The following is a 24,733-nucleotide window of genomic DNA, read 5'->3' as shown; positions in this document are numbered from 1 at the left end:
CTCTACTTTTGCCTAAATTCATCGCCGCTAAGCTTAACCCCTTGCCCCCTCAGGTCTCCCAAAGCTTAGTAACTTAGTACCCCTGTCCAGAACTTATGACTGTCCAGTCAACAAGCTATTGATGTCTATCAACGAGCCCTAGAAATTGATAGTGATTATATTGGGAAGGGAGTCACAATAAGGAATTTAGGTGATACTTATCGAGGTCTGGGACAATATGCGAAAGCATTTGAATTTTACAATCAAGCCTTGTCTATGGCCCATGAGACTGGCAATCTTCAGCAGATGGCAGATATTTTCAAAGCACAGGGAATAGCGCACATTGATTTAGGCCAGTTTTCTCAGGCAGAGACCGTTTTGCAGCAATCTATTGAGACTTACGAAGAACTTCGCGCCAACTTGTCTGATAGTCAACTTATATCTCTTGCAGATGCTCAAAGGGACGCCTACCTGTATCTAGAGCTATCCCTAGTTTCTCAAGGCAAAATAGCCGAAGCTCTTGTCACATCTGAACGAGGTCGTGCTCGTGCTTTTGTGTTACAGATTGCTAGTCGATTCTCTGCTCTCGAAGAGCACACAGCTACATTGGCTAACTCTTTTTCGGTAGCACCTAAATTTGAGGAAATTCAGCAGATTGCTAAAGACACTGATGCCACTCTCGTAACATACTCCCTTTTGGCAGATGCAGCTCTCTACATCTGGGTGGTGCAACCCTCCGGCGAAATCGCCTTTCGCTCCGTAGAGTTCGAGAGTTCTGGTGGTGAAGGTCTCGCCTTTAACCCTATCTCTGCTATCGATGGCCCCGTCTATCGCAGTGCCCCAGACGACTCCGAACTGGGCCAACTCGTCGCCGACTCCCGCGCCACCATCCTGGTCGAGAGCACCAACACCCGCCCAGAGCAACTGCGAGAGCTACATACCCTTCTCATCAACCCCATTACCGACCTGCTACCCACCGATCCTGAGGCCAAGGTGGTCTTTGTGCCCCAGGGTAATTTGTTTCTAGTGCCCTTCGCCGCTTTGCAAGACGCCGATGGCACCTACTTGATCGAAAAACACACCATTCTCACCGCCCCCTCTATCCAGGTCTATGGGTTAGCGAACGAAGCGGCATCAACCACCGCAGGGGCGAACGGTGGTTCACCCTTTTCTACCAACAACGCCCTCATCGTCGGCAACCCCACCATGCCCACGGTCTGGTCGCCCACCGCCAGCGGCGACTTTGCCGAAACCCAGCTTACCGACCTACCCGGTGCCAAGGCTGAAGCCGAGGCCATTGGCGGCTTTCTCAACATCACCCCACTCGTTGGTTCGCAGGCTACCGAAGCGCGGGTGAAGCAACTGCTGCCTTCGGCCCGGCTAATTCACCTGGCCACCCACGGTCTGCTCGACTATGGCGACCCCCGTGCCTACGGTACTCTCGACTTTCCGGGGGCGATCGCCCTGGCTCCCAGTGACAGAGAAGACGGCCTACTCACCTCTGCCGAAATTTTAGAGATGGATTTACAGGCCGAGTTAGCCGTGCTCAGCGCCTGCGACACTGGCCGGGGACGAATCACGGGCGATGGCGTGGTGGGCCTATCGAGATCGCTGATCACCGCCGGGGTGCCCAGCGTCGTGGTTTCCCTCTGGGCCGTGCCCGATGCCCCCACCGCCGAGCTGATGACCGAGTTTTACCGCCAGCTTAACCAAGGCCAAGACAAAGCCCAGGCCCTGCGCCAGGCGATGCTCACCACCCTAGAGCAACACCCCAACCCCCGCAACTGGGCGGCATTTACCCTGATTGGCGCTGCCGAGTGAATAAGCTAGGCGCAGCTACACATATAGTCATTCCAATTAAGACTGAGACCCTGAAAGCCTAATAGAGCAAGACTTTCAGGGTCTTGCTTGTCTCATTTTTATGAAGAACAACTATACATTTGCACAGCCGCTTACTGGCACGATTAGAGCTACTATCACCCTTGAAGCCACCGGCCCCTGCGCTGGGGCCAGCGACCTACCGCGCACGACACACCCCTACTGCTGGTCACCGTTTATCATCATTGGCCCTGGGCTATAGGGGCAGGGGAATTGAGACTACACCAGAATTCAAGCGTCCCCAGCTCAAACACAGCTAAGGGAGATGAAATCAGGGACACAGCGGCGTGACCTTCCTCGGATGGGATGGCCTGGGCGATTGCGGGTTGACAACCCGATCTCTCTAGCAGGCAACCCTTGAGGTAATCAGTCCAGATCTATCTCACGCTGGCCCGCACCAGGCGTACCGCCTCCTCCGCATCCACTAGGCCGCTGCCAAAGAAATACTGAAGCTCGTTTTCAGCGGGGGGGGTGGCGCTTTGATCGCGCAAGACTCTGTATAGCTCTTGCTCATCAGGGGCCAAGCTTAGAGGGCTGTGGCTAGAGGCCGCTTCCAATAGGGCAATGATGCGATCGCGGTTCAAGCGCCGCTCTGGATCAGCACTCAGCATCAACGCTACCACCCCTGCCACCGCTGGCGACGCAAAGGATGTGCCCTGGGTCCACACGTAGTGGCCCCTGGGGTCTTGGGCCGGTGACCAGGGTTGATCTGGGATGGCGATGCCCTGCCAAAACTGGTCGTTACCCGTGCCACTGGTGGTTAGAATGCCGCCTTCTAACCCAGATTGCATATCGCCACCGGGGGCCACCAGCGTTAGCCCAGGGCCAAAGCTGCTGTAGGGGGCGCGGGTGCCCTGGAGGGTGGTGGCTCCCACCGAAACTACGTTGGGCAAGCTGGAGGGAAAATTAAGGCCAATTTCTCTCCTTCCATTATTGCCAGAGGAGGCGACAACAACCAGTCTGGGGTTGGCAGACAGGACTTCCTGGATGGCGTCTGAAACCTCTGTCGTTGGAGGCATTCTCCAGCTCAGGTTAATGACATCAGCGCCCCGGGCGGCGGCATAGCCGATTGCTTCTATGCTGGCATCAACCAACGGCCCACTGGAGATAGTGCCTGTCCGCGCAGGCAAAATTTTGACCGCAGGGGCAACTCCTGTAGACCCCATTCCTTGGGCTGTGCTTGCACCAATGACACCGGCTACCGTAGTGCCATGAAACTCACCACCTGCAATTGCAGAGCGAATCTCTGCACGGATCTGCTCTGCAATTTGCCTATCTGAACGGCGAGGGTTGTCCCGCTTTATCCTTCTCGCCGTTGTATCATGCTGGCGTAGCAATTCAGTGTCAGAGAGGGTAAACGCACTCTGAAAAAGTGGACGCAGTAGGGAGAGTTCGGTGGCCTCTATCCGAGTATCTGGGTCGTTTTCTACAAAGTCCCAGCCACGTGATTCGCCGGGTAAACCCGCTGTGCCAGGTGAAAGTTCATAGGTATTGTTCACTAATTCGGGATGATCCCACTGGGTGAAGGTATCCAGCACCGCTACGGTAATACCGTTACCACGACTGCCCAATGCCCAGGCCGCAGGAGCCTTGACGCCTGTGTTGCTACGGCCAGGGGCGATGGATGTGCTATCCAGATGCCAGGCCAGGGCCGCTAAATTGTCGGCGGCAGAGCGAGAACGAGAACCAGCGACTGAGGCCGATAACTCGCTGCCCATGGGCTCTCCGGGCGATCGCACTGGGATAAAGTTGGGCGTGGCCGATCGCACCCCGGCAGTTTGGTTGAGTTGTTCAGCGGCGGTAAGGACGGCAGTTTCGTGGTCGAGGTTACTTACGCGGGCCAGTATTCGGTTTTCGGTAAACCGCAGCGGGCGAATCAGTGCTAAGCCCTGGGCGGCTAAAATCTGTTGCTGCTCGGCCTCGGTGGTATTGGCTGCAAAACTGACAATAATTTCGTTGGGTAGCAAGATCTGCTCGTCCTGGTCGGCCCGGTTGACGACTGCCAGGGTGGTCTCAACGTAGGGTAACTGGAGGCGAGGACGCAGTGCCCCCAGGCCAGAGCGGCTACCGGCAGGCAGCGTGGCGATCGCGTACCGAGTGCCCACGGGTTGCACGGTGACGACATCGCCACCCCGGCTAGGGGCAGCATTGAGGTCATTTTGCAACTGCTGATAGAGGGGGGTGAGGCTGGCCGAGCGACTGGGAGGCCGATCTTGAAAGGCAACGGCGATCGCAGTGTTTTGCACGACCAGGGGAACGGGTTCGCCGTTGAAGCGGTAGAAAAGGTCGGCGGGGTCGGCCTGAGCCAATGTTGGAATGGGGCGAAAGACGGCTAAGGCCAGGCCGAGGCTAAAGCCAATCGCCAGCAATAGCACCCTGAATAGGGGCCTGGGGGAAATAGGGGGCATCATGGTAAATTTTCGGGGGGATGGGATGCGGGTTGAGTAAATTTTGCCCCATGGTAGACCGCACGGTAAATAAAGACTTTCTGGGCAGGGCTGAATAAGTTCGATGTAGCCAGGAATATAGAGAGAATGAAGCATCCCGGTGCCACACTCTATAAAGGCTAGGCCGCTATGAAGTCGTTACCACCACACATCCACAGGTTGGTTTGGGTTATGCAGAAGGGACGGGCCAGCCGCCTGGTGAGTCTGGCGCTGCTAGCGGCGCTGCTGGTGGGCCAAAGCCCTAGCGCTTGGTCGCAGCCTCTAGCCTCGGCGGATGCGACTAGGGTAGCCCAATCAGTTCCAGGGTTTGAGCCGTTGACCATAACAGGTGCGCTGGATGAGAACAGCACTGTTGAGGCGGGACGCTCTTTTAATGTCCACACGTTTGAAGGGGTGGCGGGGCAAATAGTTGTCATCGATCTGAGCAGCAATGAGTTTGATGCATTATTAGGGGTGCGTGCTCCTAATGGGGAAGTCATTGCCACAGATAACGATAGTGGAGACGGCACTAATGCTCGTCTTCTGCTGAGCTTGCCTGACACGGGCACCTATTGGATTGGTGCGTTCTCGCTCAACCCAGGGGAAAAGGGGCTTTACCAATTGACTGTACAGTCAGGTATGGCTGATTGGGAACAAATGGAGCGACTTTCTGAAGCAAACCGCCTCAATACCCAAGGACTTGAACTCGTGAATACAGGTCGCTATGGAGAGGCTGAACCTGCCTTTCAAGAGTCTCTAAAAATTCGTCGTGAGCAATTAGGTGACCATCACCCCGATGTTGCTACTAGCCTCAGTAACTTGGCTTCTTCGTACCACCTTCAAGGTCGCTATGGAGAGGCCGAACCCTTATTTCAGGAATCCCTGACAATCTTTCATGAGCAATTAGGTGACCGTCACCCCACTGTCGCCACCAGTCTCAACAACTTGGCTTCTTTGTACCGGGATCAAGGGCGCTACGGGGAGGCCAAACCTCTCCATCAAGAGGCACTGTCTATTCGTCGCGAGCAATTAGGTGACCGCCATCCCGATGTCGCGTCAAGCCTCAGCAACCTAGCTAGGCTGTATCAGGACGAAGGGCGCTATGAAGAAGCCGAACTCTTCTTTCAGGAGGCGCTGAGTATCTTTCGTGAGCAGTTGGATGATCGTCACCCCACTGTCGCTACCAGCGTTAACAACCTAGCAGAGCTTTACCGAGAACAAGGACGCTACGGGGAGGCCGAACCTCTCCATCAAGAGGCGTTGTCTATTCGTCGTGAGCGATTGGGAAATCGCCATCCCGATGTTGCTCAAAGCCTTAGCAACTTGGCCTTACTATATAGCGAACAAGGCCGTTATGTGGAGGCCGAACCTCTCTACCAAGAGGCGTTGTCTATTCGTCGTGAGCAATTAGGCGATCGCCACCCTAGTGTTGCTCAAAGCCTCAACAGTCTAGCTGCGTTGTACTTCCTAAAAGGGCGCTACGGAGAGGCAGCGCCCCTCTTCCAAGAATCGCTGTCTATTGGTCGCGAGCGATTGGGAAGTCGCCATCCCGATGTTGCTCAAAGCCTCAGTAACTTGGCCTTGCTGTATACGGAACAAGGCTTCTATGTGGAGGCCGAACCTCTCTATCAAGAGGCACTGTCTATTCGTCGTGAGCGAATGGGTGAGCGCCACCCCGATGTCGCCACCAGTCTCAATAACCTAGCCTCGTTGTACCGTGATCAAGGCCGTTATAGAGAAGCTGAAACCCTCTTTCAAGAGGTGCTGAGTATTTTTCGTGAACAGCTAGGCGATCATCACCCCAATATTGCCACTAGTCTAAACAATCTGGCCTCGTCGTACAGAGATCAAGGGCGTTATGGAGACGCTGAGCCCTTACTCCAAGAGGCACTGAGCATTTTTCGCAAGCAGTTGGGCGACAGCCATCCCGCTGTCGCCACCAGCCTCAACAACTTGGCATTGCTGTATCGATCTCTAGGCCGCTATGGGGAGGCTGAACCCCTCTATCAAGAGGCACTGTCTATTCGTCGTGAGCAATTAGGTGATCGCCACCCCGATATCGCCATCAGTCTCAATAATTTGGCTGAACTGTACCAAATTCAAGGGCGCTATGTGGAGGCCGAAGTCCTCTTACAGGAGGCACTGAGCATCGTTCGCGAACAGTTAGGCGGCCATCATCCAAATGTTGCTGCCAGCCTCCACAATCTAGCCTCGGTGTACCAGACTCAAATGCGCTATGGAGAGGCAGTCTCACACTCCCAAGAGGCTCTGAATATCTTGCGCCAACAATTAGGTGATCGCCACCCAAATGTTGCCACCAACCTCAACAATTTGGCCTCGTCCTACAGAGATCAAGGGCGTTATGGAGACGCTGAACCCTTATTCCAAGAGGCGCTGAACATCTTGCGCGAACAATTGGGCGACCGCCACCCAGACGTTGCCATAAGCCTCAATAACTTGGCATGGCTGTACTGGGCACAAGGAGAAATGAGTACGGCTCTAACATGGTTGCAGCAGGGGTTATCAGTTGAAGAAACCAACCTCAGCCTTAACCTAGCCATTGGTTCCGATGATCGCAAGCGGGACTACATCTCTACCCTCTCCGGTACCACCAACTACGTCCTCTCTCTGCACCTACAGGATGCCGCAACCAACCCCACCGCCGCCCGCCTTGCCCTCACCACCGTGCTGCGCCGCAAGGGCCGCGTCCTCGATGCCGTTACCGATACCCAACAACTCCTGCGCCAAAACCTCAGTCCTGATCTGGCCCCCCTGCTGGATGACTACACCGCTGCCCAAACCCAACTCGCCGCCCAACTCTATGCGGGCCTAGGCAACCAAGACCCAGAGGTCTATCGCACCCGCATCGACGACCTCCGCCAAGAGGTGAACCGCCTAGAAAACGAGCTATCCCGCCGCAGTGCCGCCTTCCGGGTCGAAACCGAACCCGTGGAAATCGAGGCCGTGCAAGCACTCATACCCGCCGATGCCGCCCTGGTGGAACTGGTGCAGTATCGCCCCTTTGATCCGTCTGGATCTGGTTCGTGGGGCCAACCACGCTACGCCGCCTACATTCTGCACAACTCCGGCGACCCCAAATGGGTCGATCTCGGTGAAGCCGAAACCATCGACACCGCTGCCCGCGCCTTCCTCGCCGCTACCCGCAACCCAAACTCCGGTAGCCAGGCCCGCGCCACCGCCCGCGCCCTGGATGAGCTAGTCATGACCCCCATCCGCCCCCTCCTCGGCGATGCCACCCACCTGCTACTCTCCCCCGACAGCCAACTCAACCTCATCCCCTTCGCCGCCCTGGTCGATGAACAAAACCGCTACCTAGTCGAAACCTACACCCTCACCCACCTCACCACCGGACGCGACCTGCTGCGCCTGCAAAATACAGCCCCCAGCCAACAGCCCCCCGTCCTCTTCGCCAACCCCAACTACGACACCGCCAACCCCAGCGGGACTCAACTCATCGCCGCCGCTTCCTCCAACTCCCCTCGCCCTCTGGGAGAGGGGCCGGGGGTGAGGGCCACAGACCAGCGCTCCACCGACATCACCAACCTGCGCTTTAACCCCCTACCCGGCACCCAGCAAGAAGTCGATGCCATCACCCCTCTGCTGCCCAACAACGCCATCATTCTCACCGAAGCCACCGCCACCGAAAACGCCCTCAAGCAGGTACAGGCCCCCAGCATTCTGCACATCGCCACCCACGGATTTTTCCTCGAAGATGTGGAATTTGTGCCGCCCCCGTCCACCCGTGGCGACCGGGCCACCGGATTTCTAGAACCCACGGGCTTGGTTGCGCCTCCCACCCGCCCCGTCAGCAACGAAAACCCCCTGCTGCGCTCTGGGCTGGCCCTAGCGGGGTTCAACATCCGTACCAGTGCCGGGGAAGATGGTGTTCTCACCGCCCTGGAGGCCACCGGGCTAAACCTGCGCGGCACCCGCCTAGTAGTCCTCAGCGCCTGCGAAACCGGGGTGGGTCAGGTGGCCAATGGCGAAGGGGTCTATGGCTTGCGGCGGGCCTTTGTGATGGCCGGGGCCGAGAGCCAGCTCATGAGCCTATGGAAAGTAGACGACCTGGGCACTGCCGAACTGATGCAGCGCTACTATCAGCGATTGCAAAACGGCGAAGGCCGCAGCGAGTCCCTACGCCAGGTGCAGCTTGAATTTATGGCCAATCCCACCTATCAGCACCCCTACTACTGGGCCTCGTTTATGTTCTCCGGCCAGTGGAGTCCGATGACGGATCGCTAACTGAACCCGATCCACTCCTCTCAGACGGAGCAATTAAGCATCTCTCCCCATCTCCCTATCCCCTCATCTCCCAGTTCATCCCCATGTCCTACCGTCTCACGATTCACAAAATCGACCAAAGCTGCCTGTTTGACCTCACCTGGGGCCAAGGGCAGCGGTTAACCGTGACGGTGCCGTTTCCTCCGGCGCTGTTGGGGTTGTATGGCGCTTGGCAGCGGGCCTACCTGGGCTACTACAAGCACGGTCTGCGGGGCCGAGGGGGGGTGGCGGGCCAGGTGGCGATGGTGGAGGTAGACTGGCACAGCCAGCTTAAGCAGGCCGAGGCGCGGATGCTGTCGGAGTTTCACACCTGGCTGAAGGATGGCAAGCTCTACGATTTGCGGGCGGAACTGGCGGCGGCGTCCCAAACGGCGGAGCGCGACGGCACCCCCCTGGAACTCTTCATTGCCTGCGACCCCATCGACATTGCCCGATTACCCTGGGAAACCTGGGAACTGGGTCAGCAGGTGCAAATCGTGCGTTCGCCGCCGAACATTCGGGCGACGACGGTGAATCGGCAGTCCTTTCGGCGGGGCAAGGCTAGGGTGTTGGCCATTCTGGGCGACGAAACCGGGCTGAACTTTACGGGAGAACGCCACGCCCTGAATGCCCGAAATCGGCTGCTAGAGATTCACTACCTGGGCTGGCAGCCGGGGGAAGATACCCACGACCTCAAGCAACGCATTGGCCGCACCATTGCCGATCCTCGCGGCTGGGATGTGTTGTTTTTTGCCGGACACAGCAACGAATCGGCCCTGCTGGATGGCCAGGTGGCGATTGCGCCCAACACCGCCCTTTCCATCAAAGAACTAGCCCCCGCCTTGCAGGAGGCCCAGCGCCACGGGCTTCAGTTTGCCCTGTTTAACTCGTGCAGCGGGCTAGATATTGCCCAGGCGCTGATTAGCCTGGGGCTGAGCCAGGTGGCGATTATGCGGGAGCCGATCCATAACCAGGTGGCCCAAACCTTTTTGGTGCAGTTGTTACAGCACCTCACCCAGTTCGACGACGTGCAGGTGGCCCTGCGTCAGGCCAGCGATTATCTCAAGGTAAAGCAGGAACTCACCTATCCCTCCGCCTATCTGGTGCCGTCGTTGTTTCGCCACCCCGACTCGGTGCCCTACCGGATTCAGCCTGTGGGCTGGCGTTCCCTAGCCCGTCGCTGGCGACCCACCGCCTACGAGGCTGTGACTGTCGGTGCGCTGTGCCTACTGAGTCTGGTGCCCTCGGTGCAAGATTGGCTGCTCGATCAGCGGGTCTTGGCCCAGGCGATGTACCGAGATCGCACCGAGCAAGTAGCCACCGACTCCCCCTCGCCGATTTTGCTGGTGCAGATTGACCCCGACACCTTTACCCGCCTCGGCATCAACAACCCCAGACCCATCAACCGCGCCCTCCTGGCCGACCTGATTACTGAGTTGAGCGAACGTCAGGCCGCTGTGATCGGGCTAGACTACATCCTCGATCTGCCCCAGCCCGCCCACGACGCGGCCCTTAACCAAGCCCTTAACCAAGCCATTGACCAAAACCAAACCTGGCCCGTGTTGATCAGCAGCCGCAACCGCGACTTTTCCTGGACAACCCCCTACCCCACCGTGATCGACCTCGACCGCATTTTGCAGGGCAATGCCTTTCTGCCCTTTCGTCATGTGCTGCCCCGCGAAGCCCATCCCGACGCCAAAACCCCCTTTAGCTACCAGTTGGCCACCGCCTGGAGGCTGCACCAACGGGCCATGCAGGGCGAACCCAATATTCCCCGTCCCAGCCTCAGCGGCCCCGCCCTCGAAACCCAAGTCCAGGCTTACGAGCGCGACACCGCCCTGGGCCTATCTCCCTGGGCCGAGGTGCATCCCCTCACCTATCTCTCCGCCCGCTGGGGCCAACACTGGCTGCAACCGCTGATCGACTTTTCCATTCCCCCCGCCCAGGTCTACCGCACCGTGCCCGCTTGGCAGCTCTTAGAAGACCCCGCAACGGCCCTATTGCCCCTCTCCCGCCTCGACAATACCCTGGTGATGATCGTGCCGGGGTACTACGATGCCGCAGGGATTGGCCGCGAGGGCGACGACAACTTTCCCCAGCCCCCCGCCATCGGCTACTGGCGCAACCGCACGGGGCAACGCCTGCTCGACTTCACGGGCGGCGAAACCCACGCCTACATCACCCACCACCTCATCCACAATCGTCTGGTGATTCCCATCCCCGACCTGTGGCTAGTGCTGGCGGCGGCGGCCATCGGCAAAGCGCTGACCCTGTACCTCCGCCAACGCTCCCCCCGTCGGACGACCTTGGCGGCCTGTTTGGCGGTGGCCACCGTGGGCTATGGGGTGCTGGCGTTGCAGGTGTATCTTTCGGCGGCGGTGCTGCTGCCCTGGTTGCTGCCCTCGCTCACTTTGGGGCTGTACAGTTTACCCAAGCTCAAGGAGGCTTCCTATGAACAAAGCTAGATGGATGACAGCGGCTATTGGTGGTGTGGCGGTGGTGGCTACCTTGGCCCCTTTTACCCCCGCTGCCGCTGAAATTCGCAGCCAGTGGCTAGGCTGGGGTCGCCTGCGTACCCTGGCCAGGGGTGGCCCGCTGCAAGATACCAACCGAGGCCGAGACGGTGGCTCGCGGGGCAGTGGTGTTTGCCTCATTGCCCCCGGCAATGGCGAGGTGGTTTGGACGGTGGAACCGCTGCTCGTCCTCCAGGGCGACCTCAAACGTGCGGCCCTTTATGTGGTGGATAACGACGGCACTGACGACGCAAGGTTGATTGATAACCAAGGGACGGATCATGAAGGGGCCGATTCCGTAGAACCCTTCTGGACAGCCTCCCTTTCCCCGGATACAACCTTGGTGTCCATCCAGCCCTACGATGGCGACCCCCTAGAACCCGGCACCACCTATGCCCAGCAAATCGAGGGGTTTGCCATCGATGGCAGTGTGGTCTCCAGCCGTCGCTTCCCGTTCCAGATTATGCCGGAGGGAGAAGAGCGAGACCAAATTGCCACCGATTTGGCGCACCTCGAAGCGGATCTAGCCCATGACGATCTGGATGCAGAAACCATTGCCCTAGCCAAAGCCGAGTTCTTTTTTGAACGCAACCTCAACGCCGATGCCCTGGGCCTGGTGTTTTCGGTAGAGGAGCCTTCCGATGCCTTGGCAGAGACCCGGCAAGCCCTAGTAGAGGCCATTTGCAGCCAAGACCTTTTTAGGGATGAGTAGTCCCTGGGATGAATGATCTCTGGGATGAATGATCTCTGGGATGGGTAGTCCCTGGGATGAAACGTCTCTGGAATGAATAAGTGGCGAGGGGTCAGAAGTACGTTCCTACGACAGCAAGCAAGCCCCTTCGTAAGGACTGACCCCCATGCAACGTCTCAGCACTATCGGACTCTTTCTGGCTACCCTGGTGATTTCGACCGCTACGCCGTTGTCGGTGCGCTATACCTCCCAAAGTGCGCCGACGCTGACCCTAAGTCGGGCGGTGGCCTCTGCGCCGCTGTTGCAGGTGCAAGATCGCCTCGGCCCCCACAAGCATGTGGTGGAGTTTGACCAAGGCAACCGTTTTGCGGCGACCCACGTTTTTAATGGCACCGCCGGACAATCGGTGAGCATTGCCCTAGAAAGCCGCGATTTTGACCCCATTTTGATTCTGATTGATGCTACGGGCGAGGCCATTGCTTCCAGCGATGATATCAGCGCTACCAATGCCAATGCCCGCATCGACATTACCCTCCCCATCACCGAGCAATACACGCTGCTGGTCTCCTCTTTCGAGCTTGAGGGACAGGGGGACTATCGTTTGGCGGTGATGCCCCAGGAGTAGTCGCGAAGCCTCTATCTCTAGGCCTGCCAGCAAAGATGGATGGGGCAATTGGGTGACGGTTGCCCTATCCGTCAACTGTTTTCCAGAGGGCTGAATAGGTGGATGGTGGTGAGATAAATATAGGGATGTTACCCCCCAGATAAGGAGCATTGCCCCCATGCGCGATGGGTTGAAGTGGTTGAGTTTAATGGTGCTAACGGCTGTACTGGTGCCCTTTGCCGAGAGACCCGGTTTCTTTAAAGAAACCGGGTCTCTAATGCCTGTTGCGATGGCCCAAAGTGCTGAAGACCGCAAAGCCGAGGCAGATAGGCTGTTGCAGCAGGGGCTTGATCAGTTCGACGCTAGCCAATTTCTGGAGGCAATGCAATCCTGGGAGCAGGCGTTGCCGATTTACCGCGAGATTCGTGAACGCCTGGGAGAAGGCAGGGCACTAGGCAATTTGGGCGCTGCCTATGCTAACCTCAGTCAATATGAACGCGCCATCGACCTCTATGAGCAAGCTCTCGCTATATATCGCGAGATTCGGGATCGCCGAAGGGAAGGAATTGCGCTGGACAATTTGGGCATTTCGTATGCTGGTCTCAGTCAACATGAACGCGCCATCGACCTTCATGATCAAGCTCTAGTTATATTCCGAGAGATTCATGATCGCGGGGGGGAAGGAAGAACTCTAAGCAACTTGGGCTATGCGTACGCTGCTCTCAGTCAATATGACCGTGCCATTGACTTCCACGAGCCAGCCTTGGTCATTGCCCGTGAGATAAATGATCGTGGGAGGGAAGGTAGGGCGCTGCTAAGTCTAGGTATTGCGCACGATGGTCTCAGTCAGTATGACCGCGCTATTGACTTCTACGAGCCAGCCCTGGCCATTGCCCGAGAGATTGGTGATCGCGAAGGAGAAAGTGCCGCGCTAAACAATTTGGGCATTGCGTACGCTGCTCTCAGTCAGTATGACCGCGCTATTGACTTTCATGAGCAGTCTCTGGCCATTGCCCAAGAGATTAATGATCGCAGAATGGAAGGCCGGGTGCTCAGCAGTTTGGGTGCTGCCTACGCTGCTCTCAGTCAGTATGACCGCGCTATTGACTTTCATGAGCAGTCTCTGGCCATTGCCCAAGAGATTAATGATCGCAGAATGGAAGGAAATGCTCTAGGCAATTTGGGTAACGCTTACTCTAGCCTTAGCCAATATGACCGCGCCATTGATTTTCATGAGCAAGCCCTGGCCATTGCTCGAGAGATTAAGCAGCGCCAAGGGGAAGGCAGCGCCTTAGGCAATTTGGGCGGTGCGTACGCTGCTCTCAGCCAATATGACCGCGCTATTCACTTCTATAGGCAAGCTCTGGTCATTGCCCGAGAGATTGGTGATCGCGAAGGAGAAAGTGCCGCGCTAAACAATTTGGGTCTTGCGTACGTTAATCTCAGTCAGTATGACCGCGCTATTGATTTCTATGAGCAAGCCCTAGCCATTGCCCGAGAGATAAATGATTATGGAAAGGAAAGTAGTACACTGGGCAGTCTGGGTGCTGCCTACGCTGACCTCAGTCAACATGAAAGCGCTATTGACTTCCATGAGCAATCTCTGGCCATTGCCCGCGAGATTAAGAATCGCGAAGGGGAAAGTAGTGCACTGAACAGTTTGGGCATTGCTTACGATAATCTCGGTCAATATGACCGCGCCATTGACTTTTATGAGCAAGCCCTGGCCATTGTCCGTGATATAGATGATCGTCGAGGAGAAGGAAGCATACTGGTCAATTTGGGCCTTACGCATAATAATCTCAGCCAATATGACCGCGCTATTCACTTCTATAGGCAAGCTCTGGTCATTGCCCGAGAGATTGGTGATCGCGAAGGAGAAAGTGCCGCGCTAAACAATTTGGGTCTTGCGTACATTAATCTCAGTCAGTATGACCGCGCTATTGATTTCTATGAGCAAGCCCTAGCCATTGCCCGATACATTGGTGATCGACAAGGGGAATGTATCGCACTGGGCGGATTAGGCATTGCCTATGCTAACCTCGGCCAAAATGACCGCGCCATTGATTTCTATGGACAAGCTTTGGCTATTGCCCGCGACATCGGTGATCGCAAAGTAGAAAGTAGCGCACTAAGCAGTTTGGGTCTTGCTTACTCTAATCTCAGTCAAAATGACCGTGCCATCGACTTCTATGAGCAATCTCTAGCCATTGCCCGCGACATTGGTGATCGACAAGGGGAAAGTATCACGCTAGTCGGTTTGGGTGTTACTTACGCTGATCTCGGTCAATATCAGCAAGCATTTCAGAGCTATCAGCAGGCATTAACCATTACCCAAGACATTGGTTATCTCAGAGGCGAAGGCTCGTGCCTGAACAATATTGGAAGTCTGTTGGTTCGACAAGGCCAGCCCGAACTCGCCATTGTTTTCTACAAGCAAGCCGTCAATGTGCACGAGACCATTCGGGCCGACTTGCGGCGATTGCCTCAATCCGATCAACTAGCCTTCACCGAAACAGTGGCGGGATCTTACCGGACATTAGCTGACCTGCTCTTGCAGCAAAACCGCGTGTTAGAGGCCCAGCGAGTGCTGGATCTATTGCGGGTGCAAGAGCTAGACGAGTATCTCGATGGCGTTCGCAGCACCGCCCAAACCGAAAGCGGCATTGACCTGCGTGATCCAGAACAAGGCATTAACAACCGCGTCATTTCTGTAGGCTACGAATTGGCCCAACTGCGCGCCATTCCCCCCAGCCAGCTTTCCGAAAACCAAATTCAGCGCTTGGCCCAACTCGATGCCGATCAGCGGGCCATGAACACCGGATTTTTAGACTTTCTTCAAACTGACCCAGAAATTCAAGCCCTTGTTCAGGCTCTGGATGCCAGCCAGCGAGAGGAGGATCTCTTAGCACGGGCCGATGAATTCGTAAACCTGCAAAACAACCTGCGGGCGCTAGACCAAAATGCTGTGCTCATTTACCCGCTCATTTTGGCTGATCGCCTAGAACTAGTGCTTGTCACCCCCTTCAGTGCCCCCGCCCGCTACCCCGTTGCGGTCAGTTCCGCCGACCTAAATGCCACCATCGTTGCCTTTCGCCAAGCCCTTAATGACCCCACCAGCGATCCGCGCCCCATCGCCCAGCAGCTTTACCAATGGCTGATTGCCCCCATGGAAAGCGACCTCCAGACCATCGGAGCCGAAACCATCCTCTATGCCCCCGATGGCACCCTGCGCTACGTGCCCCTCGCCGCCCTGTACGATGGCGACCAATGGCTGGTCGAACAGTACCGCATCAACCACATCACCGCCGCCAGCCTGCAAGACCTCACCCTCCGACCCAGCACCACGCCCTCGATCTTGGCCGCCGCCTTCAGCGAAGGATCCTTTGAGTTTGAGATTGGTCAGCGATCCTTTGCCTTTGGGGGTCTTCCCTTTGCCGGGGTGGAGGTAGAAAATCTGGCCGCCGCCTTCCCCGGCACCACAAAATTCCTGAATGATCGCTTCAGCCGTGCCCTGGTAGAACCGCTGATGGACAGTCACACTGTTGTACACCTGGCCACCCATGCCGCCTTTGTGCCCGGTTCCCCAGCGGATTCATTTATTTTGTTCGGCAATGGCGATCGCCTATCGCTAGCAGAACTGAACAGCGACGACTGGAGAGGACGATTCAACCGAGTGGAATTGGTGGTGCTGAGCGCATGCGAAACCGGGGTGGAGGACGAACTCGGCACCGGGGAAGAAATTTCGGGTTTTGGCTATCTGATGCAGGCCGCCGGAGCCCCCGCCGCCATTGCCTCCCTGTGGGCCGTTAGTGATGGTGGCACCCAAATGTTGATGGATGCGTTCTACGCCAACCTCAACCAGCGGATGGGCAAAGCCGAAGCCCTGCGCCAAGCCCAAATTGCCCTAATTACCGGAGACCTAACCGCCTCTGGCCTCGAACGCGGGGCCACCGTTGAGGTGATTAGCACCCAAACTGGGCTACCTCTAACCGTAGCTGATCGCCTCAACCACCCCTACTACTGGGCACCGTTTATTCTCATTGGCAATGGGCTATAGCCCGGTGAATTATGACAGCCGTACTTTGCCTAAAGGCCCTGGGGAATGGAGACAGGGCACTTGCCTCACGAGTCAGCCTAACCCCCGCCGCTATACTAAAAGCACCCGCCACCCCAACGTTGCTATGACCCTGGCCAAAGAACCCAGCACCTCGGTGATCGCCCCTGACGATCCGTCCCAAACGGCTGCATCCCCGGATGGGCAGGCGGTGGTGTTCCCCCCCGGCGACCTCTATAGCGATGAACCCCCCTTGGAAACCGATCTCCACCGCGACCAGATTGACCTCCTGATTCGCCTGCTGCGATCCCTCTGGCATGACCGTCAGGACTTCTACGTTTCTGGCAACACCACCATCTACTACAGCCCCAAACAGCGAAAGTCCGAGGACTTTCGAGGGCCGGACTTTTTTGTGGTGCTGGGTACCGAGCGTCGTCCCCGCAAGAGTTGGGTGGTGTGGGAGGAAGATGGCAAGTATCCCCATGTGATTATTGAGCTATTGTCCGACTCCACCGCCCAGACCGACCGAGGGCTGAAGAAGCAACTCTACCAAGACACCTTCCGCACGCCAGATTACTTTTGGTTCGACCCCCACAGCCTAGAGTTTGAAGGATTTCATCTGGTGGATGGCACCTATCGCCCCCTGGAGGCCAATGAGCAGGGCTGGCGCTGGAGTGAGCAACTGGGGCTGTACGTGGGCATCCACGATAACCAACTGCGCTTTTTTACCCCAGAAGGTGCCCTGGTGCCCAGCCCAGAGGAATCCGCAGTCGCCGAGCACCAACGGAGTGAAAAGCTAGCCGCCAAGCTCCGGGAGTTGGGGATTGACCCTGATGAGATTTCCTAGGCGGTCTCGTTTGGATGATGGATTGAGCGTAGCCAGCGAAAGATTGCCTAAACCTGAATAAGTCGTCTGGGGCAGGAAATATATCATGATGTCACCCTCTAGATGGAGCATTGCCCCCATGCGACAGGCTGCAAAGTGGTTGGGTTTGGTAGCGCTAACGACTGTACTGGTGCCCTTTGCCGGGAACCCTGGTTTCTTTAAAGAAACCAGGGTTTTGATGCCCGCTGCCTTGGCCCAAAGCACCGAGGCCCGCAAAGCTGAGGCAGATCGCCTGCTAGATCAGGGCGTTGAACAATACAACGTCAGCCAGTTTCGGGAGGCACTTCAATCATGGGAACAGGCGCTGGCAATCTATCGAGACATTCAGGATCGCGGCGGTGAAGGTGCAGCCCTGGGGAATTTGGGCAATGCTTACGACAGCCTGGGAGACTATCACCAAGCCATTGACTTCCAGGAGCAAGCCCTGACCATCTTCCGGGAAATTGGTGATCGCAGCGGCGAAGGAAGTGCCCTGGGGAATTTGGGCGCTACTTACAACAGCCTGGGGGACTATCGCCAAGCCATTGACTTCCATGAGCAAAGTCTGGCGATCGCCCGTGAGATTGACAATCGTGGTGGTGAAGGGGCTGCCCTGGGGAATTTGGGCAATGCTTACCTCAGCCTGGGGGACTATCGCCAAGCCATTGACTTCCATGAGCAGGCCCTGACCACCTTCCGTGAGCTTGGCGACCGTGGCGGTGAAGGAACTGCCCTGGGGAGTTTGGGCAATGCTTACCTCAGCCTGGGGGACTATCGCCAAGCCATTGACTTCCATGAGCAACGTCTGGTGATCGCCCGTGAGCTTGGCGATCGCGGTGGCGAAGGAGGTGCCCTGGGGAATTTGGGCCTTGCTTACGACAGCCTGGGGGACTACCGCCAAGCCATTGACTTCCAGGATCAAGCCCTGACTATCTTCCGTGAGATTGGTGATCGCGGTGGCGAAGGAGGTGCCCTGGCGAATTTGGGCAATGCTTACGACAGCCTGGGGAACTATCGCCAAGCCATTGACTTCCATGAGCAAGCCCTGACCATCTTCCGGGAAATTGGTGATCGCAGGGGTGAAGGAAGTGCCCTGGGGAATTTGGGCGCTACTTACAACAGCCTGGGGGACTATCGCCGAGCCATTGACTTCTATGAGCAGCATCTGGTGATTGCCCGCGAGATTGGCGATCGCGGCGGCGAAGGAAATGCCCTGGGGAATTTGGGCAATGCTTACGACAGCCTGGGGGACTATCGCCAAGCCATTGACTTCCAGGAGCAACGTCTGGCGATCGCCCGTGAGATTGGCGATCGCAGGGGTGAAGGAGGTGCCCTGGGGAATTTGGGCGTGGTTTACGACAGCTTGGGGGACTATCGCCAAGCCATTGACTTCCAGGAGCAAAGTCTGGTGATCGCCCGCGAGATTGGCGATCGCGGCGGTGAAGGGAAGGCGCTGGGGAATTTGGGCAATGCTTACCGCAACCTGGGGGACTATCGCCAAGCCATTGACTTCTATGAGCAAAGTCTGGCGATCGCCCGTGAAATTGGCGATCGCCGTGGCGAAGGGGCCGCCCTGGGGAGTTTGGGCAATGCTTACCGCAACCTGGGGGACTATCGCCAAGCCATTGACTTCCAGGAGCAACATCTGGTGATCGCCCGTGAGCTTGGCGATCGCCGTGGCGAAGGGGCCGCCCTGGCGAATTTGGGCGTGGTTTACGGCAGCCTGGGGGACTATCGCCAAGCCATTGACTTCTATGAGCAACATCTGGCGATCGCTCGTGAGATTGGTGATCGCAGCAGTGAAGGAAGTGCCCTGAATAACTTGGGCTTTGCATACTTAAAGACAGAGCAATTCGCCCTGGCCGAAACGGCCCTAGCCGAAGCCCTCGATGTCTGGGATGCTCTAAGAGACTCAGACTTACCAGATGCCAACAAAATTTCCCTTTTTGAAATCCAGCGGGTCTCGTTTCTCTCACTCCAGCGGGCACTGGTTGCCCAGAATAAAGTTGGCCCTGCCCTGGAAGTAGCCGAACGGGGCCGTGGGCGGGCTTTTGCAGAACTACTCTCCCAGCGGCTTTCGTCCGAGGAAGTCGTACTAGACGCCGCACCACCCCAGCTAGGCGACATCAAAGCCCTAGCCCAGGAACAACAAACGACCCTGATCACCTATTCGGTGATACGTTTCACCGATGAAGAGGATGATGACGTGCTGCACATTTGGGTGGTTTCGCCCACGGGCGACCTCACCTTTCGCCGCCAACCCCTAGATGACGTTGACCTAGCCAGCCTCGTTACCACCGCCCGCCAGTCCCTTGGCGTGCGCGGCGACCGCTTCGCCACCGCCATCGTGGAACTCACCCCCGACGCCCTGGCCCGCCAGCAGGCCGAAACCGAAGCCAACCTCCGCCAGCTCTACGATGTGCTCATTGCCCCCATCACCGACCTATTGCCCGCCGACACGACCCAGCCCGTGGTCTTTATGCCCCAGGACGAGCTGTTTCTGGTGCCCTTCGCCGCCCTCAAAGCGCCCGATGGTCAATACCTGATTGAAAACCACACCATTCTCACGTCCCCCTCTATCCAGGTCTTCGGCCTAGCTACCGAAGCAAACAGCAGGCCAAACGGCGGTTCATCGGCTACCCACAACCCTCTGATTGTGGGCAACCCCACCATGCCCACCGTCACCTTCCTCAGCGAGGGCGGCAGCTTCCAGGATGTGCAGCTTAGCCCTCTGCCCGGTGCCCAGCGAGAGGCCGTGGCGATTTCGGGCTTTCTGCAAACTCCGGCCCTGTTGGGCAGTGAGGCCACCAAAACAGCCGTCCAGCAACGCATGGCTGGGGCCGATGTGATTCACCTGGCTACCCACGGTTTGCTGGAGTATGGCGACCCGCAACAAACCGGGACGCGGGGTTTGCCCGGTGCCATTGCCCTCGCCCCCGGCAGTGGGGAGGACGGCCTGCTAACGGCAGCAGAAATTTTGCAGATGGACTTGCGGGCCGACCTAGCCGTTCTCAGCGCCTGCGACACCGGGCGGGGCCGCATTACGGGGGATGGGGTGATTGGTCTGTCCCGTGCCTTTGTGGCGGCGGGGGTGCCCAGCATCATCGTGTCCCTCTGGGCGGTGGATGACCAGGCTACCGCCGACCTAATGGTGGCCTTTTACGACAACTGGCAGCAGAGCGGCGACAAGGCCCAGGCCTTGCGACAGGCCATGCTAACCACTATGGAGCAGCACCCCGACCCGCGCCTGTGGTCGGCCTTTACGTTGATTGGTTCCCCGAATTAAGCGACGTTTCTGACAAAACCTGAAGCCTTTTTTGAGGGTTGCCATGAAATAATTTGACTGGGCTGTATAAGTTCCCTAGCGTCAGACATAGATCACACTGTCGTCCTACCCAAGCTGTGATTCCTATGAAACGGTTGTCTTTTTCCAAAACGGCAGGAGTAATGGCCGCTAGCGTCACCTTGCTTGGCTTTGGTATAATCACTCCCCTTGCGGCCCAGGCGGGTTCCATGGTGATGGAGGCGTTTACCCAGGCCCAACGCACCGCCGCTGAGAAAGTTCGCGCCTTTGGCTTAGTTCCTGATCTCGAACCCCATATCCCAGCGGATTTGAGTCAATCGCAGAATCCGACCGCGCAGGATTCAGACGGGGGTGGTCGGGGCATTATCGGCCTCAGCGATGATCGCACGCCGATGACCAGCCGTAGCTATCCCTGGTCGGCGATTGGGCGACTGCAAAGCCCGATAGATAGCACCACCATCACCATCTGTAGCGGCACTCTGGTGGCCCCGGATATCGTCCTCACCAATGCCCACTGTGTGATTAACCCCGAAACCAGCGAAATTAAGCCGGATATCACCTTTCATCCCAACATGATCGATGGCCGCGTAGCCGACCCCAGCCACATTGCCCAGGCCGTAGATCTGATCTATGGCACCGATTTTTACAACGACAACCGCGCTCCCCATCCCCAGGATTGGGCCTTCGTCATCCTAGATCGACCCCTGGGCGACACCTATGGCACCCTGGCCTGGACATCCCTCTCCGTGGGCGAACTGGTGCGTAATCACCGCAACCAAATCATCACCGCTGGCTACTCTGGAGATTTTCCTGCCGAGGCACCGGGGCGCACCGCTGGCGTTCACCTGGGCTGCAATGTGCTGGGCGAAGTGGAAGGTAGTCTAATCCACGACTGCGATACCCATCCCGGCTCCTCCGGTGGCCCGATGATAACCATCATCAACGGCGAGTACCGGATTGTGGGCATCAATTCCGCCGAACGCACCGAACGCGCCACCAACCCCACCACGGGCGAAGTCATCGCCAGCCAAGGAATCGTCAACTACGGAGTCAAAATTCAGCCCATCATCGACTTTATCCGTCAGGCCCAGCGGTAGCCGCCTCAGCCCGATCCGACCATCGTCCTCCATACACCCATCTGTCCTCACGGTGCCATCCAAATCCCCAGCATCCAATAACCAATAACCAACCCCACACCCAGCCTTTATTCCCTTCCTCGGAGATTTACTATGCCCCCTATCAAACGTCGTCACTTCTTACAGGCCGCCGGATCGAGCCTAGCCGCCATTGGCCTCAGCCAGACGGGCTTTTTGCGTCAGGCCCAGCAGTACAACCGCGCCCTAGCCCAAACCACGCCTCGCAAGCTGGCCCTGCTGGTGGGCATTAACCAATACAGCGCCTTCAACATCAGCGACCTAAACGGCTGCGTCCGGGATGTTGAGATGCAGTACGAGCTATTGGTGCATCGCTACGGCTTCAACCCCAGGGACATTGTGATGGTCACGGATGGCTCTGGTCTGCCGCCCACGCGGGCCAACATTCTGCAAGCCTTTGAGGAACATTTGATTGCCCAGGCTCGCCCTGGCGATGTAGTGGTCTTTCACTACTCCGGCCATGGATCGCGAGTGCAGGATCCCGACCCGATTGTGGTGAGCCAGTGCGGCCCCAACAGCAATCCCAACGGCATCAACGGCACCCTTGTCCCTGGAGATGCTACCTTCACCTCCATCAGCGACACCGAGCGAGTGGTGACGGACATTATGGGCCGCAGCTTATTTTTGCTGACCCAGCGCATCCAGACCGACCATGTGTGCATGGTGCTAGACAGTTGTTTTTCGGGGGCGGGCACTCGCGGCAATGCCCAGGTGAGATCCGCCACCAGTTCCCGCCAAAGCGATGGAACGAGGGTACTTCGACCTAGTGAAGCCGAACTGGAGATGCAGGCCCGGTGGAAGCAGGATTTGGGGCTGGAACTCGATACCTTTAACCGTCGCCGATCCGAGGGCATCGCCAAGGGGATAGCCATCGGATCCGCCAGTTGCGACCAAGAAGCCTACGAACTCCCCTTTGACAATGATTTGGTTGCCGGAGCCTTCACCTATCTGCTGACCAGCTACCTATGGCAATCTCCCGTTGTGGAACCCGCCCGCACCACGCAGATCAACCTCGTCCGCAGCACCCGCCTCGCCGCCCAGAGTCGAGGTACCCAGGTGCCCATTTTCGAGGCCGCTCCCGGCAGTGATGTCCTGGCCCAACCGTTGTACTTTGCCAATGACCTGGCCCCCTTTGCGGAAGGTGCGGTGCTCAGCGTCATCGATAACCAAATTGAACTGTGGCTGGGGGGGATGTCGGAACACACCCTCGAAACCGCCCAACCGGGCAGTATCTACGCCCTGATCGACCCCACCACATCCCAGGAGGTTGGCGACGTTGAGCTAGAGTCACGCACGGGGCTGCGAGCCATTGCCCGTCCGGTGGGATCCGTCAATGCCCGTCCAGGGCTGCTGGTGCGGGAAAAGGTGGCCGCGTTGGCGCTGCCGACCCTGCGAGTCGGGATTGATCCCTCTTTGGCTGACGAACAGCAAGGGGCTACCACCGCCCTCACCAGCGCCCTCAGCACCAGCAACGGCGACAGCCGCGTCACGGTTCTGCCCCTGGATCAACAAAGCAATGTGGCCTACGTGCTAGCCCGCACCGATGCCGACACCCAAGCCCGTCTGCGTCAGGCCGGAATCCCCGCTGAACATCTCCCTGCCGTAGGTTCCATCGCCCTCTACTCAGCAGATTTATCCACCGTAGTCCTGGGCACCGCTGGAGGAGCCGTGAACGAAACCGCAGCGGCAGCGGTGCTACGCCTGCGGCCACGCCTGCGGGGCTTACTGGCGGCCCAGGTGCTGCAATCCCTAGCAGGGCTATCGTCGGATCTGCGCGTCAGCGGTGAGATTATGCCTCGCAGTGGCCGGGGCGGCACGGTACCCTTCGCCAGCCGAGGATCCAGGGGCCAGGGGGGTGTCCGTACACAAATTGCTCCTGCCACCTACCGCTCTCAAGAACTGATTGATGTTCGCATCACCAATGAGGAAAGCACCCCCGTCTATGTGGCCTGTCTCATCATCGACAGCAGCGGCAACTTTATCACCCTCCACCCCGCCCGCTGGGATGCCCCCGACCTCGCCTCCCAAATTGCCCCCGGTGAGTCGCTGGTGGTGCCCCGGGCCGAGGATGGGGTTCAGTTTCGGGTCAGCGGTTCGGGCTTTTTGGAAATCCTCACCATTGTGAGCCAGGCACCGTTGCGGGGGTTGCTCCGCAATATGCAAGCTATCGCCGCTGGCGACGGTCGAGGCGATCCTACCCGTGGCGCTGTACGTTTTGGCGACGGTGCAGGCGACCACCTCAATATGCTAGATGACCTGCTGGGGGATGTAGATACCCTCTCCCGCAGCCGCGCTACGGTGATGGTAGAAAACGTAGACAGCCGCAACACAGCGGTTGAATCAGGCGCGATTGCCGCCTTTTCCACCATCCTCGAAATTGTGGAGTAGGACTCTGCCCCTGCCCAAGTTGTAACAGAGAGGCCCCCTTGCCATTGGCAAGCCATAGGGGTAAAGACCAATCCATGCTGACTGCCTGACAGAAGTGGGTGAAAGGCTTGAAACCTCCTGATGCGAGGGGGAAAAGGTGAGGTGACATGAGACGCTGGAATTTGCACATCTCAGAGTCTTTGCCATGTCATCCACCACCTGTCTCTAGGATCAAGTGCTGTCCTTGCTGCGTCAATATAGCCATCGTCGGGATCTGCGACACCTCAAGGCTCTGGCGTGGATGGTGACGGCTTTGGTGTGCAGCAGTAAGCTGAGCCTGCCGGAATGGGAGTCCTATGTGCCGAGTCGTGCCCGCCAAGCGCAAAGCATCGAACGACGGTGGCAACGGTTTCTGGGCAATCGTCGGGTGCGAATCAAAAGTCTGTACGTGCCGTTGGGTGTTGAGCTATGCTCATTTCTGGTGTATGGAGGGAAAAGAAGGAAGGGCGTATCCTGCTGGATAAGGCAAAGCACCAGACAAGGAATACACCATGAATAGTGACAATCTTATTTCGTTACCCACGCCAGAGACAACGGAGAGCTTCAGCGACGCC

11 protein-coding genes are annotated in these 24,733 nt (G+C 57.6%); 10 read left to right on the top strand and 1 reads right to left on the bottom strand.

What is annotated here, in order from left to right:
- Nucleotides 1-675: 675 nt before the first annotated feature.
- Nucleotides 676-1,800 (top strand): CHAT domain-containing protein, encoded by a 1,125-nt coding sequence (locus H6G62_RS19685; protein WP_190498308.1) that lies wholly within the window; start codon nucleotides 676-678, stop codon nucleotides 1,798-1,800.
- A gap of 434 nt (nucleotides 1,801-2,234) precedes the next feature.
- Here the strand turns inward: H6G62_RS19685 and H6G62_RS19680 are convergent, their stop codons facing one another.
- Complete coding sequence (locus H6G62_RS19680) at nucleotides 2,235-4,268, bottom strand: S8 family serine peptidase (protein WP_190498306.1); 2,034 nt, start codon at nucleotides 4,266-4,268, stop codon at nucleotides 2,235-2,237.
- Between the two features lie 207 nt (nucleotides 4,269-4,475).
- Here H6G62_RS19680 and H6G62_RS19675 point away from each other — a divergent pair, with 207 nt between their 5' ends.
- The 9 genes from H6G62_RS19675 to H6G62_RS19635 all read left to right on the top strand — a co-directional run bounded on the left by H6G62_RS19675 (nucleotide 4,476) and on the right by H6G62_RS19635 (nucleotide 24,140).
- Complete coding sequence (locus H6G62_RS19675; protein WP_190498304.1) at nucleotides 4,476-8,546, top strand: tetratricopeptide repeat protein; 4,071 nt, start codon at nucleotides 4,476-4,478, stop codon at nucleotides 8,544-8,546.
- A gap of 83 nt (nucleotides 8,547-8,629) precedes the next feature.
- A complete protein-coding gene (locus tag H6G62_RS19670; protein WP_190498301.1) occupies nucleotides 8,630-11,029 on the top strand; it encodes a CHASE2 domain-containing protein in 2,400 nt (799 codons plus the stop codon).
- Nucleotides 11,016-11,789: a hypothetical protein gene (locus H6G62_RS19665; protein WP_190498298.1), complete on the top strand. Its 774-nt coding sequence runs from the start codon at nucleotides 11,016-11,018 to the stop codon at nucleotides 11,787-11,789. The genes H6G62_RS19670 and H6G62_RS19665 overlap by 14 nt, the downstream gene beginning before the upstream one ends.
- A gap of 145 nt (nucleotides 11,790-11,934) precedes the next feature.
- Nucleotides 11,935-12,393: a PPC domain-containing protein gene (locus H6G62_RS19660; RefSeq protein WP_190498296.1), complete on the top strand. Its 459-nt coding sequence runs from the start codon at nucleotides 11,935-11,937 to the stop codon at nucleotides 12,391-12,393.
- Nucleotides 12,394-12,550: 157 nt separating this feature from the next.
- Nucleotides 12,551-16,432 (top strand): tetratricopeptide repeat protein, encoded by a 3,882-nt coding sequence (locus tag H6G62_RS19655; RefSeq protein ID WP_190498294.1) that lies wholly within the window; start codon nucleotides 12,551-12,553, stop codon nucleotides 16,430-16,432.
- 25 nt (nucleotides 16,433-16,457) lie between these two features.
- Nucleotides 16,458-17,276: a Uma2 family endonuclease gene (locus tag H6G62_RS19650; RefSeq protein ID WP_242052178.1), complete on the top strand. Its 819-nt coding sequence runs from the start codon at nucleotides 16,458-16,460 to the stop codon at nucleotides 17,274-17,276.
- Between the two features lie 85 nt (nucleotides 17,277-17,361).
- Complete coding sequence (locus H6G62_RS19645; protein WP_190498292.1) at nucleotides 17,362-20,580, top strand: CHAT domain-containing tetratricopeptide repeat protein; 3,219 nt, start codon at nucleotides 17,362-17,364, stop codon at nucleotides 20,578-20,580.
- A gap of 125 nt (nucleotides 20,581-20,705) precedes the next feature.
- Entirely contained in the window at nucleotides 20,706-21,695 is a 990-nt protein-coding gene (locus H6G62_RS19640; RefSeq protein ID WP_190498290.1) for a trypsin-like serine protease, read from the top strand.
- A 132-nt stretch (nucleotides 21,696-21,827) separates the two neighbouring features.
- Entirely contained in the window at nucleotides 21,828-24,140 is a 2,313-nt protein-coding gene (locus H6G62_RS19635; protein WP_199325130.1) for a caspase family protein, read from the top strand.
- Nucleotides 24,141-24,733 lie beyond the last annotated feature (593 nt).

This window comes from Phormidium sp. FACHB-1136, from assembly GCF_014697375.1.
In the GTDB taxonomy this organism is placed as follows: Bacteria; Cyanobacteriota; Cyanobacteriia; order Phormidesmidales; family Phormidesmidaceae; genus Nodosilinea.
Note: the sequence above shows the minus strand (reverse complement) of the source record. Positions and strands in the feature narration are given on the sequence as shown.